The sequence below is a fragment of the Microcoleus sp. genome (genome assembly GCF_049646505.1).
In the GTDB taxonomy this organism is placed as follows: domain Bacteria; phylum Cyanobacteriota; class Cyanobacteriia; order Cyanobacteriales; family Microcoleaceae; genus Microcoleus.
Genome location: NZ_JBARVX010000034.1, coordinates 1 through 15,555, shown reverse-complemented (window position 1 = coordinate 15,555; position 15,555 = coordinate 1). Strand labels below are relative to the sequence as shown.

The following is a 15,555-nucleotide window of genomic DNA, read 5'->3' as shown; positions in this document are numbered from 1 at the left end:
TCATATCAAATCCTCTCTTCATCGGAATAGTAAATTCACTGTTGACTGTTGACTGTTGACTGTTGACTGTTGACTGTTGACTGTTAACTGTTGACTGTTAACAGTTAACATCATGAGGAGTGCAACCGGAATTGATATCATGTATTTGTGCCATCTGGAGTAGGGGGTTTAAATCAAGATTCAGTGATACTTTGCGAACAGATTCGAGTTATTGACAAATCTAGAATTATTAGGATAATCGGTCATTTAGATGACAATTATATGGATGGGCTGGCAGTAGCTCTGCGTGCGATTTTAGGTTTGTGAGCGATCGCACCAACTACCCTCAAAAAACCAACAATGGTATGTTTAACTGAGGAATGAAAATTTAATAACTTAAGCGATTTCTCGTTACCAGGCTCTGCCTGGTAATGCAGATCCCGAGGCTCTGCCTCCTTCTATTTCCTTTCCTTACAGGATAGAGGACTGTAGGAGGTGCTTAAGTTATTAAGTTTTCGATCCTTACCAACTAAAGCGGCGATACTTTATCCCGTTCAACTTCCTCGCCGGGAGTCGTTTTGCCGTTCAAAATTGTGCCATCATCAGGGGGATTTTGCGGGCGATCGCGTTTCGTAAAGCGATCGCGAGTCGAGACAATCACCACATACAAAACCGGTACTATAAACAAACTCAAGAAAGTAGAAACAACCATCCCCCCCGCCACCGCATTCCCTAGCGATCGGCGGCTCGCAGCCCCCGCACCCTCTGGGTTGATCAGAGGAGCAATACCCAAGATAAAAGACAGAGAAGTCATTAAAATCGGTCGCAAACGCTCTTGAGCCGCTTCAACTGCTGCCTTAGTAACTGAATACCCCTGCTCCCGCAACTGATTAGCAAACTCCACGATTAAAATCGCATTTTTACTGGCCAACCCAATCAGCATCACCAAACCAATCTGGCAATAAACATCATTCGCCAAACCCCGCAGCGACTGAGCTAAAAGTGCGCCTAAAATCGCCAGAGGAACCGCCAGCAAAATAATGAAAGGATCGACATAATTTTCGTACTGAGCCGCCAAAACCAAGAACACAAAAATCAGCCCCAAACCAAAAATAATTGGAGCTTGACCCCCAGACTCAATTTCTTCTAAAGAAGTCCCCGACCATTCATAGCCAAAACCTGCTGGTAAAACTTGACTTGCCAGCTTTTCCATCGATTTAATCGCCTGTCCAGAACTCGCTCCCGGAGCCGGAGAACCCGTAATTTCAATTGACCTGTATAAATTGTAGTGATTAATAGTTTGGGCTCCCACCACCGGAGTTAGCTTCACCAAATTGCTCAAAGAAATCATTTCATTCTTTCCAGATCGGACATACAATTTACCGATATCTTCAGGGTTGCTGCGAAACTGTTTGTCCGCCTGAACGTACACCCGATAATTCCGCTGCTCCAGATTAAAATCGTTGACGTACTGCGAACCCAGAGCCGTTTGCAGCGTACTGAAAATATCATCAAGAGAAATATCCAAAGCCTTAGCTCGATTGCGGTCAACCTCCACAATTAACTGAGGTGTATTCGCTGCAAACGTACTGAATACCGCCTGCAATCCCGGTGTCTGATTCGCCTGCTTCAAAATCGTGCCCATTGTCTGAACCATAGCATCTAAACCGCTGTTACCTTTGCGGTCTTGCAATTGAAATTGGAAGCCTCCAAATTGACCTAAACCTTGAATGGCTGGGGGATTCACCGGAAAAATTCTAGCTTCTGGAATCGCCATCAGCTTGTCGCGCAAGCCGCCAATAATTGCTTGTACAGTTTGACTTTCTCCGCGACGTTCGCTCCAGGGTTTAAGCGTAGTAAAAATAATACCTTGGTTGGAAGTGCTACCGCTAAAACCGAAGCCGCCCACGGTAAAAGTCCCGACAACTTCAGGAAGTTTAAGAATTTCTTGCTCAACTTCATCCATCACTTGCCGAGTATATTGCAGCGAAACACCTTGCGGCCCTTGAATAATTGTCAGAAAATATCCCTGGTCTTCCTCTGGGATAAATGCTGTCGGTACTGATAGATAAAGCCAAGCGGTTAATCCCAGAGAAGCGATGAATACGAGGGTGACAGCAGTTTTAAATCTTGTGAGAAATATTAAGGATTCCCGATATTGCCGCTGCATCCAATCGAGCATTCTATTAAAACGATCGAACACCCAACCCAGCGGCCCGCCATACTTCTGCCCCCGCCGCAGCAATAAAGCTGCCAGCGAGGGCGTGAGGGTAATAGCCATAAAGGTAGAAAGCAGTACAGAAAAAGCAATTGTCAGCGCAAATTGTTTGTAAAGTGCTCCCGTAGTTCCGGGAAAAAATGCCACTGGGACGAACACTGCCATCAACACTAAGGAAGTCGCAATCACAGCGCTAAAAAGCTCCCGCATTGACTCGAAAGCTGCTTGGCGGGCACTCATGCCTTGGCGAATCAAACGGTCGATATTTTCTACTACAATAATAGCGTCGTCAACCACCAACCCCGTCGCTAGTGTTAGACCAAACAGAGATAAGCTGTTAATCGTAAATCCGAAAACTTTGATAAAAGCAAAAGTTCCAATCAAAGAAATTGGAATTGTGATAGTGGGAATAATAGTAGTCCGCCAGTCTTGCAAGAAAACAAAAATTACTATCACTACTAGCAGAACTGCTTCAAATAGCGTTTTTATGACTTCTGCCATCGACTCTTGGACAAATAAAGTCGTGTCCAGCGCTACTCTGTGTATCAAGCCGGGAGGGAAACTAACAGCTAGTTTTTCCATTTCTGCTTTGACTGCATTGGCAACATTCAAAGCATTACTTCCCGGCAGTTGGTAAATCCCTAAACCTACGGCATCATTGGCTCTAAATCTCAGAAAAGAGTTGTAGTTTTCTGCTCCTAATTCAGCTCTTCCCACCTCTTTTAATTTAACTAACGTTCCGTTTGCCTCTGTTTTGAGGACAATGTTTTCAAATTCTGCGGGTTCTTTGAGGCGACTTTCAGCACGCAAGTCAATTTGATACATTTGCCCGTCTGGAGCTGGTTCTTGACCAACTCTGCCGGCACCAACTTGCAAGTTTTGTTCGTTAAGCGCCCTGGTTACGTCTTGCATTGTAAGACGGCGAGCTGCTAACTTATTGGGGTCTATCCACAGGCGCATTGCGTAGCGGCGTTCTCCAAAAATTCGCACGTCGCCAACGCCTTTTACCCGCTTTAGGGCATCTGCTAAATACAAGTCGGCGTAATTGCTTAAAAATATGGTGTCGTATTCTTGATTTTCTGTAAATAAGCCGATCGCCAGCAAGAGACTGCTAGATTGTTTTGTAACTCTCACTCCCGTGCGCTGTACGACATCTGGTAGTTGCGGTTGGGCGACTGCAACTCGATTTTGAACATCGACTGCGGCAATATCTTTGTTGCGCGAGGCGTCAAAGGTGGCTGTGATGCTACTGGTGCCGTCATTACTGCTGCTAGAAGTTAGATATTTTAGTCCTTCAACGCCGTTAATTTGCCTCTCTAGGATGTTTGTTACCGAATTTTCGACAATTTCGGCACTCGCCCCGCTGTAGTTGGCTGTGACGGTGATTTGGGTGGGGCTGATGTCGGGGAAGCGTTCGATCGGCAGTGTCGGAATACTAATTGCGCCTACCAAAACGATAACTATGGCGCAGACGCTAGCAAATACTGGTCGTTTAATAAAGAAATCTGCAAACATTATTTGGGTAATGGGTAGCTTTTTAAGGTGTGGCTAAGGCGTGTTTTCTTGCCTGCCAATTTCGATTCCGCACCCCATAATTCCCCTAAATAAGGGGGAATTTGAGAGCGTCGATCGGGGATTAATTTTTGCCGGTTGCGGGTAATTTTGTGCTTTTACCTGCTCCGGTTTCTGGCTCTTGAGCCATCACCGGAGCACCGTCAGTCAAGTTGAGAATGCCCGCTACAATGACTTTTTCTCCTGCTTTCAAGCCTTCGATAACTTGATAATTATTCCCCTCAATGGTTCCCACTTTCACGGGCTTTTGCCGCGCTATTAAAGGTGGCATTCCAGGTTTTGGCTGTTCGGGCTTTTGAGCTGTAAAGACAAATGTTTGCCCTCCTAAGCGAGTGACTGCTGTGACTGGAACTAAAATTCCTGGCTTTTGGTCCCAGATGACTCTGGCTTTGACAAACTGGAGATTCAGCAGTTCGCCGCCTGGGTTGGGAAAGGTGGCTTTAGCTAAAATTGTTTGGGAGTTGGCGCTGACGTTGGGGGAGATAAAACTGATTTGACCTTTGGCGATCGCATTTCCTCGATCGTCGAGCATTTCTACAGGCAAACCCAACCGTAATTGCGACATCCGCTGCAGAGGAATGGATAACCGCAAGTCTAGCAGTTGGTTCTCAGTTAAGGTGGCGATCGCATCACCTTTGTTCAAGTAGTCGCCGACTTTCACGGGTATGTCGCCGATAATGCCGCCGAAGGGCGCGGTGACAGAAGTATCTTGCAGTTGTACCTCAAAACCGCGCACTTGAGCGGTGGCCTCGGCAACTTGGGCTCGGGCTTGATCGATCTGTTCTGGGCGGGTGCCGTTGGCTAACTCGGCTAATTTGGCTTTGGCTTGTGCGACTTCTGCTTCGCCTTTGGCTATTTCCTCCCGGCGCGAACCGTTTTGTGATTGCTGCAAAGCTTGCCGCTGCTGCTGCAAGGCTGCTGTGCGCCGATCGATCTCGGCTTGTCTGTTTTTTTGCCGCTGTTCTAATCGCCTTTGAGCTTCTCGGAGGTTGGCTTTGGCGCTGCTTTCTTTTTGGATGTATTCCTGCAGGGTGTTTGCGGATGCTGCGCCTTCTTTGGCTAATACTTGATATCTGGCAAGTTGCTGGCTAGCTAGCTTTGCTTCGGCCGTGTTTGCTTCAATTTGGGCTTTTGCTTGGGCGATGTCTTCTAGGAGGCTGCCTGTTTGGGCATCGGCGAGATCGGCTTCGGCTTGGCTAACGCGGGCTTGGGCTTGACCTATTTCTTCGGGCCGAGAACCCGATCGCAGTTGAGCTAAGTTGGCGATTGCTTGGGCGACTTGGGCTTGTGCTTGGGCGATTTCTTCTGGTCTCGATCCTGCTTGCAGTTCGGCCAAGCGGGACTCAGCGCGGATCAGGTTGGCTTGGGATTGCCTCAAGTCAGCTTGGGCGCTGTCGTTTTTCATCCGGGCGATGGCTTGTCCTTTGTCGATCGAGTCCCCGGATTTGACAAAAATCTCTGTGACTAGCCCTTCTGTTTGGGGTTTGATTTCTACTGAGCGTTTTGCCTCTAAGCTGCTGACAAATTCCGAGGTATCTTGGACTGAGCTGGATTCTACGGTGGCGATTTTGACTGGTATGCCTTGGGATTGACCTGCTGCTGCTTGTTGCGGCGGGCGATTGTGAGTCGATTGCCACAGGTACCAGCCGAAACCTCCGCCTGTGACGATCGCGAGCGCGGCAATTAGCAGCCAGCGCGAGCGCGGTTTACCAGGGCGGGGGCGATCGTCGTCGGCAACGGCGGGAAAATCTTCCGCTCGATCGATTTCTGCATCAGTTGGTTGCAGTTCCGGTGGGTCAGTAGATTTTTGCTTTTGCTCTTCAACAACGGATTCTGGCGATTTAGAATAACTCATTTGCAGCACCACTTATATTTTTTTGTACATCTGAACTTATCTAGACTTTGGCGAAATCTGCGATCTCTGCGACGCTTTGCTCTTGGGCTAGTTGCTCCGTCAACCACTGTATTTCTGATTCCAGCACACAGTTGCAGCGATCGCGAGCGGCGAATTGATAGTTGTCGGTTAGCGGATATTCGCTCTTGAGGCTTTCGATGTACTCTTGCCGGATGTAACAGACTCGCAAGCGGTGTTCCAACAATTTGAGCCGTTCGGCAGGTTCTAAGTAGCCAAAAAAGAAAAACTTGATTTTGAAGCGGGAACCGCTGTTAACCCAGCTTTCTTTAGGGTGTTCGAGCATTTTTTGCCGCCAGAGTTCGCGTCCTTTGGCGGTAATTCCGTAGATTTTGCGCGGACTGCCCGCATCTCCGGCTTCTTCGGCAATTACCGAAATCTGGCCTCGCTCTTCCAAGCGCTTCAGCAGCGGGTAAATCGCTCCGTAGTTAACACTGATGTAACTGCTCATAAACAGCTCCAGTAGTTGCTTTAGCCGATAGCCGTGCAGGGGTTGCCACTGTAGCAGCCCGAGGGCTGATAATTCAAGCATTTATATCAAACTGATATTGTAGTATGGATTATTGTACAACTATATCTAGCTCGAGGACGATCGGGTAAATCGTTAATTTCCCATAAAATTGAGATATATATATCTATTTAATTATTTTTGTCAATCCCCTAAAGATATAAATATCTACCTGCGAAGTTAGTAGATTTTGAAATATTTGAAAAAGAAAATCAACTCCCAGCAATCATTCTAAACACCCATCCAAGAAGCATCACGCTCAAAAAAATCACGCCTCCAACAATTAACATCAAACCCAACAGCAAAGCAGCGACAAACAGCCAGTCGGCTTTTTTACCTGGTTCGGGGGAACCTAAATGAGCATCCAGCAATTCTATATTTTTGACATTAGCTTTCCAAGCAACATCTAATAAGTCTCCAGCCACAGGTACAGTGCCAGCAACTGTATCAAATACGATGTTAGCGGCCATCTTGACTAAAGTTTCTTGCGGCACTCCCATTTGAGCAGATTTAAAGACAACATAACCTGCAAAAATTGAGCCGACTAAATCACCTCCACCAGGGATAAGTCCCAATATCGGATCGAGTCCGATGCGGTATTTTGTACCGGGAATCGGAATTGCATTGTCTAGTAAATGGCTGATTTGCCGCAGACGACGCAAGGATGCAGCCTGAGATTTGTTGCCAGTATTTGTGGATGAATTTTGTATAGGAGAACGAGACATTTAGATTACTCCTGACTGTATTTCTTAGTCCGCGTAGGCGGACTTCGTTTTTGTAGAAGCGATTTCAATCGCCAAATTATCTTTCATCATACAGAGAAACCCGGTTTTTGTTCAAAACCGGGTTTCTTGCTTCTAGCTAGCTGCGGGCTGTTAGTTTAGCCTGCTATTTGTTGCCTTCGGTAAAGTCGGCATCGATCACGTCGTCACCGCCGTCAGTAGGGCCGCCAGTCGGGCCACCAGTCGGGCCGCCAGTCGGGCCGCCAGTGGAACCGTCTGCTTGCTGGTACAGGTTGCTGCTGACAGCGTAGAACGCTTGCTGCAACTCGGTTGTCAGTGTGTTGATGGCTGTGTCGTCTTCTTTGGCGATCGCCTCGCGCAAGTCTTTAATCAACCCTTCAACTTTAGTCTTGTCAGCATCTGGGACTTTATCGCCCAATTCTGCCAACTGTTTCTCGATTTGATAGGCTAAAGAGTCGGCTTGGTTTTTGCGATCGATCTTTTCGCGGCGTTCCTTGTCAGCAGAAGCATTTGCTTCGGCTTCTTTCACCATCTTCTCGACTTCATTGCTGGGCAGTGTAGAAGCACCGGTAATGCTAATCGATTGCTCTTTCCCAGTACCTTTATCCTTGGCAGCTACATTCAAAATACCGTTAGCGTCGATATCGAAAGTAACTTCGATTTGCGGTACGCCGCGGGGTGCCGGCGGAACTCCATCTAAGCGGAAAGTTCCCAAACCTTTGTTATCAACCGACATTTCCCGTTCGCCTTGCAAAACGTGAATTTCTACGTTTGTTTGGCCGTCTACAGCAGTCGAGAAAGTTTCCGACTTCTTGGTAGGAATAGTGGTGTTGCGGGGAATGATTTTGGTCATCACGCCGCCCAAGGTTTCGACACCGAGAGACAGCGGGGTAACGTCGAGCAACAAGATGTCTTTGACTTCCCCGGAAAGCACGCCGGCTTGAATTGCTGCGCCGACTGCAACCACTTCGTCCGGGTTTACTGTTTGGTTGGGCTCTTTGCCGAGGATTTTTTTGACCAGTTCTTGCACCGCAGGAATCCGCGTAGAACCGCCTACCAATACAACTTCATTAATTGCAGATTTGTCTAATTTGGCGTCGCGGATTGCGTTTTCTACCGGGATGCGGGAGCGATCGATCAAATCCGAGCACAGTTCTTCAAACTTGCCCCGCGTCAAAGTCGTGTCCAAATGTTTTGGCCCGTCTTGAGTCGCGGTAATAAACGGCAAGTTGATTTCTGCTTGAGTAACGCTAGACAGTTCAATCTTGGCTTTTTCGGCTGCTTCTGTCAGGCGCTGCAGTGCTTGTTTGTCTTTGCGGAGGTCAATTCCTTCGGCTTTTTGGAATTCGTTAGCAATGAAATCGACGATTTTTTTGTCGAAGTCGTCACCGCCGAGGTGAGTGTCTCCGCTGGTTGCGAGCACTTCAAATACGCCGTCGCCGACTTCGAGAATCGATACGTCGAAAGTACCGCCGCCCAAGTCAAATACAAGGATGGTTTCGTTGCTTTTTTTATCTAGTCCGTAAGCTAAAGCTGCGGCTGTAGGTTCGTTAATAATCCGCAGCACTTCAATCCCGGCAATTTTGCCAGCGTCTTTAGTGGCTTGGCGCTGGGAATCGTTGAAGTAAGCTGGAACGGTAATTACTGCTTGGGTAACGGTTTCGCCGAGATATTTGCTGGCATCTTCTACGAGTTTTCGCAAAACTTGCGCGGAAATTTCTTCGGGAGCAAATTGTTTGCCGCGGGCGGGAGAGTCGAGTTTGATGTTACCGCCGACGTTGAGGACTTTGTACGAAACTTCGGTGGTTTCGTGGGTTACTTCGTCAATCCGGCTGCCGATAAACCGTTTTACTGAGTAAAAGGTGTTTTCGGGGTTCATCACGGCTTGACGCTTGGCGATTTGTCCGACAAGCTGGTCGCCATTTTTGGCAAATGCTACTACTGAAGGTGTGGTGCGCGCCCCTTCGGCGTTGGCTATGACGGTGGGTTTGCCGCCTTCCATCACTGCGACGCAGGAGTTTGTCGTACCTAAGTCAATTCCAACTACTTTTCCCATAGGGGTGTTCCGGCTCCAATTTCTACAAAATTTTGGTTTTCTATCTGTGCGATAGTCTGGTTATTCAGGACTGCGATTTCACCTCGCGGTTTACGGGTAGTGAGTCCTGCTTTAATACAGTCTTCGATAGGGTGCTAATCTCTATACTGCGGGCGGTAGACCTTGCGATGAAGGGGTATTTACCGAACCTGTTGAGGGACGGTTGCATCCGTGAGGCTTGCACCGCTACAGTTGCTGACTGCTTTTGTTTACTCTTCCTAATGTACGGCGTGCGATCGCTGGTGGCATTGTGGCAAACCGTATATTTTGTGTTGTGTTTGCCGTCTTTGTTGTATAATTTTGATTGGCCGCCTTCGGGAAAAGTTCTAGAAACACCTTTTATATCGTTTTTTAGAGCATACTGTTTCAGATATCGGTATAATTCAGTATTTCCTAGTCCAAAGAGTCTTTGCACAGACTGCTGGGACTCGGTTCTCTGGAATCTATAGAAGAGATAATCCAATTCACAATGCTTTATATCGTTTCCGCTTCCATCGGAATATTTAACCACAGAGAACACAGAGTACACAGAGGGAGAGAATATATATCTGAATCATTCCGATGCTACCGGATTTGATATTACTCTTGAGAACTCCTACATTTTTTGATTAATAACAAAAACGGTTCGTAGTCCGCACTACGAACCAATTTGAGCGGTGTTAATCGATCGCACACGATATGACCAATGACTAATGACTACTAACTACTGACTACTAACTACTGACTAATGACCAATGACTAATGACCAATGACCAATGACTAATGACTATTGACTACTGACTAATCAACAAAGCTGCCGGAAAATAACCGAGAGCATCACCAATTGTCAGCGTACCGTTACTTTCTACTGGCTGGTTGGTAATCGCATCTTTCCAAACCGACGGCATTTGCTCGGACAATACCAGATTAGTATCTTTCCAGACTTGTTTGCCGATCGGCATTTCTGCAGGTTTGACAACTCCCGTCAAAAACCGAGGAGCAACGACAATAACTGTAGTATCTCCAAAGCTTCGCGCAAAGGCGATCGCATTATCCTTAAACGTGCCAACTACTTGCAAGGATTGATAGTCGCCCGACTTAAACACTTCCAAGTATTTTTTTCTCGCTTCTAGCACTCTTGCCGTCAAAAACAGCTTGATTCTAGCATCTTCCCGCGTCGCCATCAAATCTTCCACCAGTTGCAAAATATCAGTCTTGGCTTGCTGTTTAATTTCCTGCAAAACTTGAATTCTGCGGTCAAAATCAACCGGACGGCGGTTGTCCGGATCGACGTGGCTTAAATCCCAGAATTCTGTTCCTTGATAAATGTCGGGAACCCCAGGGGCGGTGATTTTTAGCAGCGTTTGAGATAAAGAATTGAAAATTCCGTAATCAGCTACTTTTTTCCAGAAAGGCAGAAAATTCTTCAGGAATTGATTGTTTTCTGAATTTTCGAGAACGCTCTCGATAAATGTCAGAAAACCAGTTTCGTAGTCGTTGTCGGCTCTCAGCCAAGCCGTATAAACTTTAGCTTCGCGGACGGCTTTGATTGCATAATCTTTGAGGCGATCGACATAATCGGTGTTTTCAATTCCCTCAAAGGGAAAACTGCCGAGAATAGTTTGGTACAAGAAGTATTCGTCGTTAGTATCGGGAACCATTCGATTCACAAAGTTGATTTTCTTAGAAGAGTTTAGCTCTCTCCACGACTTGACTTGCTGTTCCCATTCCTCTGGAATTTCTGACAAAACGTTAATTCTGGCTCGCACATCTTCGCCCCGTTTGGTATCGTGGGTAGCTGTAGCATTCATTTTGTGCGGCCAAGCTATTTGCTGCTGTTTGTTGAATTCGTGAAAATCTGCCAGCGAAACACCGAATTGACTGGGGTTTCCTCCCACTTCGTTGAGGGATAAAAGCCGGTAGTAGACGTATAAAAGCGTGTCTTCAACTCCTTTCGCCATCAAAGGCCCTGTCAATTGCTGGAGTTTCATGACAAAGTGGCGCCGCTCCTCTTTTTGTTCGACTGTGAGAGTTTCTTCTTCTTCTAGCAGCAGCAGCGTTTCGATGAATTTAAGTTCTTTGAGGAGTCGCGGTACCAGTTCTTTCGCATGGGCGATCGCATATTTTACGTAAGTGCGATCGGACTCTCGCAAACCCTCTTGATTTATGTAAGTTCGGTACACCGGAAAAACTGTTAAAACTGCTGCAAGTGCTTTTTCCAAACCCGAACGAGTAAAGTCATTTCCCTGTCTGGAGTGACCGGAAATAATTTTCAACATTTGAGCCAGATTGTCTACATCTCCCGCCAAATTTTTCTCAACTATTAGCCCTTTTTTCTCTAAAAACAACTGTTCGTAGGGAACGGTAAGTCGAGTAAATCTGTGATAGATTTCGCTAAATTGCTGTTCGCGATCGCACCGACAAAAAACGCCGTTTAGATAATTCAAAAACTCGTAGCCGCTCGTCCCCTCGATCGGCCAATATGGCGGCAAATCTTCTTCGTGTTCCAGGATTTTTTCAACAGTAAGGTAAGTTTCTCCGATTTTTTCCCGCAGCCGTTTCAAATATTCGGTTGGATCGTAAAGTCCGTCGATGTGGTCGATTCTCAATCCGGTAAACTTTCCCTCTTCAACCATGTCGAATATCAAAGCATGGTTTTTGTGGAAAACTTTAATTTCTTCAACTTTTACCGACATCAGTTCGTTGACTGTAAAAAACCTGCGGTAGTTAATTTCTTCAGCTCCCACTTTCCAGAAAGATAGGCGGTAAAACTGATCGGAAAGCAAATCGTCCAGCAAATTAAAGCTTTCAGCATTACCCTTTTCTCCGTTAAAAACCTTGATATTTTCATCGATAAATTCATGTACGATGGGATTTTGATTGTAGAGTTCCCACAGCAATCCTTTGACAAAAGCTATCTGATCGTATCGGGCCTTACCTTTAACTTCTGAAGAGGTATTTTTGATTAGGTAAATAATTCCTAAAAGCTTGATAAAATCTGGGTGCCGCCTGCCTAATTCCCTGCCTAAATGTCCCAAATTATGAGTAATAAACTTACCGTAAGAGTCAATTTTGACTGGCAATTTTAAATCGTAGTAATTGATAGTCAGCCCTTTTTCCCTGTATTGAAGTTGAATCTCGCCATTTTCCAGACACTCTCCATAAAAATTGCCCAGCAGCGGAGCCAAAACTCGACCCCTGAGATTTTCGTAAGCGTGATTCCATTCAATATCGAAGTAATCGAAATAGTCGGAATCCGGCCCGTGTTCCAATACGTCTGACAGCAACAAGTTTTGAGTGTCGTAGGCCATGTGGTTCGGCACAATATCTTGCAGCCATCCCATTTTTCGCTTCTTGATTTCGTAGGTGAGCGATTCAAAATCTTCTGAGTTTCCCAATTCGGGATTGAGCTGATTTGAGTCAACGACATCGTAGCCGTGAGTGCTGCCTTTTCTGGCTTTAAATATCGGTGATGCGTAAAGGTCGGTAATGCCTAATTCTTCCAAATAACTCACAATTTGTTTGGCGGCTTCAAATTTAAAACCTCCATGAAATTGAATCCGATAAGTTGCTGTGGGAATTCTCATTATGTTAATTTTAGTCCTATTTAATTAGTCGATCGGGTTTTTTGTTTAAAATTAGAAACAGTAGGTTGGATTGAGCGGTAGCGCATTCGGCTCGACAACCGCCGCCAAACTTTTGTCATTACCCATATCTGGTGAAATCCTCAATCCGCTGCGAGCCCGCCAGGGAATTAATTCCTTGACTAATTCGTGCAAGTCGGTTAAAACTAACCCAGTTTATAGTTTTTTTTAGTTTGTTTTAACCGAAGGCGGGCTAGTAGGTAAACGAAAAATCAAAAATGTCGGTAATGACAAGCTTTTGTAGGGGCGGTATCCCGTGCCCGCCCTAATTACGGGACGATCGCGAAAACTAAGACATCAAACAGTAAACTGATACTAAGTTTGACCTGGTTGTTGACACCAATGAGCGATCGCCCAAACCAACCTACTATTTCATTAATTCGTAGAGTGCGAAACTCTGCGGTTTAACAATCAATTCTTGCTCAGATTCGATCTTGTCAGGCAAGCTAGAACCCGAACCCATCCATTTTACACCAGTAGAGTCTAAAATTTTGTTCCAATTGCCTTGGGGAAGTGCTGCGGCCAAAGCGACCTCTTGCGTGTTGAAGTTTAGAATACAGTAGATATCGCTGTCATCTGTCCAGCGACGTAGAAATAATATTTTATCGGCTTCAATGCTGGAGACTTCTAGATTGTTTTTGTCTAGTTTTTTAAGTGCCGGTATTGTCCGCCGCAGTTGAATTAAATGTTGGTGCCATTCCCAGAGGACTTTGTGCTTTCCTTCTGTTTGTTTTTCCCAGTTTAATTTGCACTTTTGGAAGCTTTCAGGACTCTGGGGGTCTTGAAACTCGCCTCGACCTTCAAAAATCTTAAATTCTTGTTGTTTGTCTTTGCGGATAGCTTCAATTAAGTCAGGGTCTGAGTGAGAAACAAAGTACAAAAACGGCGCTGTTTCTGCGTATTCTTCTCCCATAAATAAGAACGGAATGTAGGGAGAAATAAAAACCGTACCTGCTGCGAGTTTCAGTGCTTCAAAGTCTACTATTTGCGACAGTCTGTCTCCCAAAATGCGGTTGCCGATTTGGTCGTGGGTTTGGGCAAATACTACAAATTTTTCGCCCGGTTCATCTTTGACAGAATTGCCGTGTTTGCGCTTTCTGTGGGGGGCGTACTGGCCTGAGTAAACAAAGCTTTCTTTGAAGGCTTTTTCTAAGTGTTCGCACTTGCCGAAGTCTTGGTAATATCGGTCATTTTCTCCGGTTAGCAAGGCGTGGAGTGCGTGGTGGAAATCGTCGCACCACTGGGCATCTAATCCCATGCCGCCTAGTTCTTTTGGGCGTGTAGTGCGGACATCGTTTAAGTCACTTTCTGCGATTAAATAAATTTTCCTTCCTACCTCTTGGGAAAAATCCGCTGTGGCATCGGATAGTTGTTGCAAAAACGGTCTGGCACCCACTTCAAATATTGCCTGAATTGCATCTAATCTCAAAGCGTCGATGTGATAGTCTCGAAACCAGTAGAGGGCGTTTTCAAGAAAGTAGTTGCGGACTCCATCGCTGTAGGCTTCGTCTAAGTTGAGGGCTTCTCCCCAAATTGGTCGGTATTTTGATGTGAAGTAGGGGCCGAATTCTGGGAAATAGTTTCCTTCGGGGCCTAGGTGGTTGTAAACGACATCGAGAATTACTGAGATGCCGTGTTCGTGGCAGGCGTTGATGAGTTTTTTGAACTCTTCGGGGCCGCCGTAGGAGTTTTGGACGGCGTAGGGATATACGCCGTCGTATCCCCAGTTTCTGTCGCCGGGAAATTGGGCGACTGGCATGATTTCGATGGCGTTGATTCCGAGTTTTTGAAGTTGTTTGAGTTGGGGAATTATGGCTGCAAAGGTTCCGGCTTGGGTGAATGTACCGACGTGCAGTTCGTAGATAATCATTTCGGCTAGCGGCACGCCTTGCCAATTTTTGTCTGTCCAAGTAAAGGAGTTTTCATCTATTACTTGGGACGGGCCGCGGACTCCTTGGGGTTGATATTTTGAGGCTGGGTCTGGTAGGTCGGGTTTTTCTTCGAGTTTGTAGGTGTAAAGGGTTCCTGGTTGGATGTCTGTAGCTGTGGTTTGCCAGTAACCTTCTGCGGATTGCTGCATGGGTATGAGGCGTTTTTTTGGGGAAATGATTTGGAGGACTATTTGTTTGATTGTGGGGGCCCAAACTGTAAATTCACATTGGTTGTTGCCGAGGTAATTGGCTCCTATCTTCACTTTGAGTAGTTCTCCTTATAAAATAGGTTGGTGGTGCGATATCTCTTGGGCGCTATCAAATGCTTTGGCGTGACTTTTGGATGTCTATTTAGAGGGTAATATGGTTTAAAATAACAAACAACTAACCTTAGACAGAGCGATTAAAGGCTAGAATCGTGACAGGGAAAAAGTCAAAGTAGCGGTTGGTTATGTTTAAATTTAAAGTATGAATCTACTCCTAGCGCCGATCGCCCAATAGCAGCCTGCAATGGTTAATATTTGTTGTTAAAAATTGGTTTTAAATATACCTAAAGATAGATTACAAATTAGCGCGAGTGTTTGTTTTATGGTGATTGCTTTTGGACGGGAAATTTGCTGCAATCTCGACTCGGCGGAGTCTCGCGAGTGGTTGGTGACAAACGGGATCGGCGGTTACGCTAGCGGGACGATCGCGGGTCTGCTCACTAGGCGCTATCACGGGCTGCTGGTAGCCGCCCTCAAACCGCCGCTGGCACGGACTTTGATGCTCGCCAAACTGGACGAGACAGCCGTGTATGCCGATCGCCCTTATCCGCTTTATACAAACCGCTGGGCCGACAGTGCGATCGAACCCCACGGCTACAACTTAATCGAAAGCTTCCACCTCGAAGAAACCACCCCTGTTTGGAGGTTTGCGCTCGCCGACGCTATCCTAGAAAAGCGGATTTGGATGCAGCAAGGTGCTAACACAAC

General features: G+C 46.2%; 11 protein-coding genes. 2 read left to right on the top strand and 9 right to left on the bottom strand.

Features of this window, described 5'->3' with window-relative positions:
* Nucleotides 1-18 precede the first annotated feature (18 nt).
* Nucleotides 19-141, bottom strand: a complete 123-nt coding sequence (locus WBA89_RS02235; RefSeq protein ID WP_424403676.1) for a hypothetical protein — start codon at nucleotides 139-141, stop codon at nucleotides 19-21.
* A 6-nt stretch (nucleotides 142-147) separates the two neighbouring features.
* On the opposite strand from WBA89_RS02235, the gene WBA89_RS02230 reads away from it, so the two are divergent.
* Nucleotides 148-306 carry a type II toxin-antitoxin system PemK/MazF family toxin gene (locus tag WBA89_RS02230; RefSeq protein ID WP_424403674.1) on the top strand — a complete coding sequence of 53 codons (159 nt, stop codon included), beginning with the start codon at nucleotides 148-150 and terminating at the stop codon, nucleotides 304-306.
* A gap of 202 nt (nucleotides 307-508) precedes the next feature.
* Here the strand turns inward: WBA89_RS02230 and WBA89_RS02225 are convergent, their stop codons facing one another.
* From WBA89_RS02225 to treZ, 8 genes are all read right to left on the bottom strand, one after another.
* Nucleotides 509-3,712 carry an efflux RND transporter permease subunit gene (locus WBA89_RS02225; RefSeq protein WP_424403672.1) on the bottom strand — a complete coding sequence of 1,068 codons (3,204 nt, stop codon included), beginning with the start codon at nucleotides 3,710-3,712 and terminating at the stop codon, nucleotides 509-511.
* Between the two features lie 121 nt (nucleotides 3,713-3,833).
* On the bottom strand, nucleotides 3,834-5,624 hold the full coding sequence (locus WBA89_RS02220; protein ID WP_424403670.1) for an efflux RND transporter periplasmic adaptor subunit: 1,791 nt from the start codon (nucleotides 5,622-5,624) through the stop codon (nucleotides 3,834-3,836).
* A 40-nt stretch (nucleotides 5,625-5,664) separates the two neighbouring features.
* Nucleotides 5,665-6,213: a PadR family transcriptional regulator gene (locus tag WBA89_RS02215; RefSeq protein WP_424403668.1), complete on the bottom strand. Its 549-nt coding sequence runs from the start codon at nucleotides 6,211-6,213 to the stop codon at nucleotides 5,665-5,667.
* A 188-nt stretch (nucleotides 6,214-6,401) separates the two neighbouring features.
* Nucleotides 6,402-6,914, bottom strand: coding sequence for a DUF4112 domain-containing protein (locus WBA89_RS02210; RefSeq protein ID WP_424403666.1), 513 nt, complete (start codon nucleotides 6,912-6,914; stop codon nucleotides 6,402-6,404).
* 163 nt (nucleotides 6,915-7,077) lie between these two features.
* The gene (gene dnaK, locus WBA89_RS02205; protein WP_424403664.1) at nucleotides 7,078-8,988 is read right to left on the bottom strand and encodes a molecular chaperone DnaK; all 1,911 of its coding nucleotides are present in this window, start codon (nucleotides 8,986-8,988) and stop codon (nucleotides 7,078-7,080) included.
* A gap of 64 nt (nucleotides 8,989-9,052) precedes the next feature.
* On the bottom strand, nucleotides 9,053-9,442 hold the full coding sequence (locus WBA89_RS02200) for a hypothetical protein (RefSeq protein ID WP_424403662.1): 390 nt from the start codon (nucleotides 9,440-9,442) through the stop codon (nucleotides 9,053-9,055).
* A gap of 358 nt (nucleotides 9,443-9,800) precedes the next feature.
* Nucleotides 9,801-12,593: a malto-oligosyltrehalose synthase gene (treY, locus tag WBA89_RS02195; RefSeq protein WP_424403660.1), complete on the bottom strand. Its 2,793-nt coding sequence runs from the start codon at nucleotides 12,591-12,593 to the stop codon at nucleotides 9,801-9,803.
* A gap of 424 nt (nucleotides 12,594-13,017) precedes the next feature.
* Nucleotides 13,018-14,844, bottom strand: a complete 1,827-nt coding sequence (gene treZ, locus WBA89_RS02190) for a malto-oligosyltrehalose trehalohydrolase (protein WP_424403658.1) — start codon at nucleotides 14,842-14,844, stop codon at nucleotides 13,018-13,020.
* Between the two features lie 325 nt (nucleotides 14,845-15,169).
* Here treZ and WBA89_RS02185 point away from each other — a divergent pair.
* Nucleotides 15,170-15,555 (top strand): glycogen debranching enzyme N-terminal domain-containing protein (locus WBA89_RS02185; protein ID WP_424403656.1); only part of this gene is annotated, 386 nt, incomplete at its 3' end.

Bases quoted from the DNA above. Each gene is read 5' to 3' on its own strand.
- WBA89_RS02235 (WP_424403676.1), bottom strand. From the start codon at position 141: ATGATATCAATTCCGGTTGCACTCCTCATGATGTTAACTGTTAACAGT.
- WBA89_RS02225 (WP_424403672.1), bottom strand. From the start codon at position 3,712: ATGTTTGCAGATTTCTTTATTAAACGACCAGTATTTGCTAGCGTCTGC.
- WBA89_RS02220 (WP_424403670.1), bottom strand. From the start codon at position 5,624: ATGAGTTATTCTAAATCGCCAGAATCCGTTGTTGAAGAGCAAAAGCAA.
- WBA89_RS02215 (WP_424403668.1), bottom strand. From the start codon at position 6,213: ATGCTTGAATTATCAGCCCTCGGGCTGCTACAGTGGCAACCCCTGCAC.
- WBA89_RS02210 (WP_424403666.1), bottom strand. From the start codon at position 6,914: ATGTCTCGTTCTCCTATACAAAATTCATCCACAAATACTGGCAACAAA.
- dnaK (WP_424403664.1), bottom strand. From the start codon at position 8,988: ATGGGAAAAGTAGTTGGAATTGACTTAGGTACGACAAACTCCTGCGTC.
- treY (WP_424403660.1), bottom strand. From the start codon at position 12,593: ATGAGAATTCCCACAGCAACTTATCGGATTCAATTTCATGGAGGTTTT.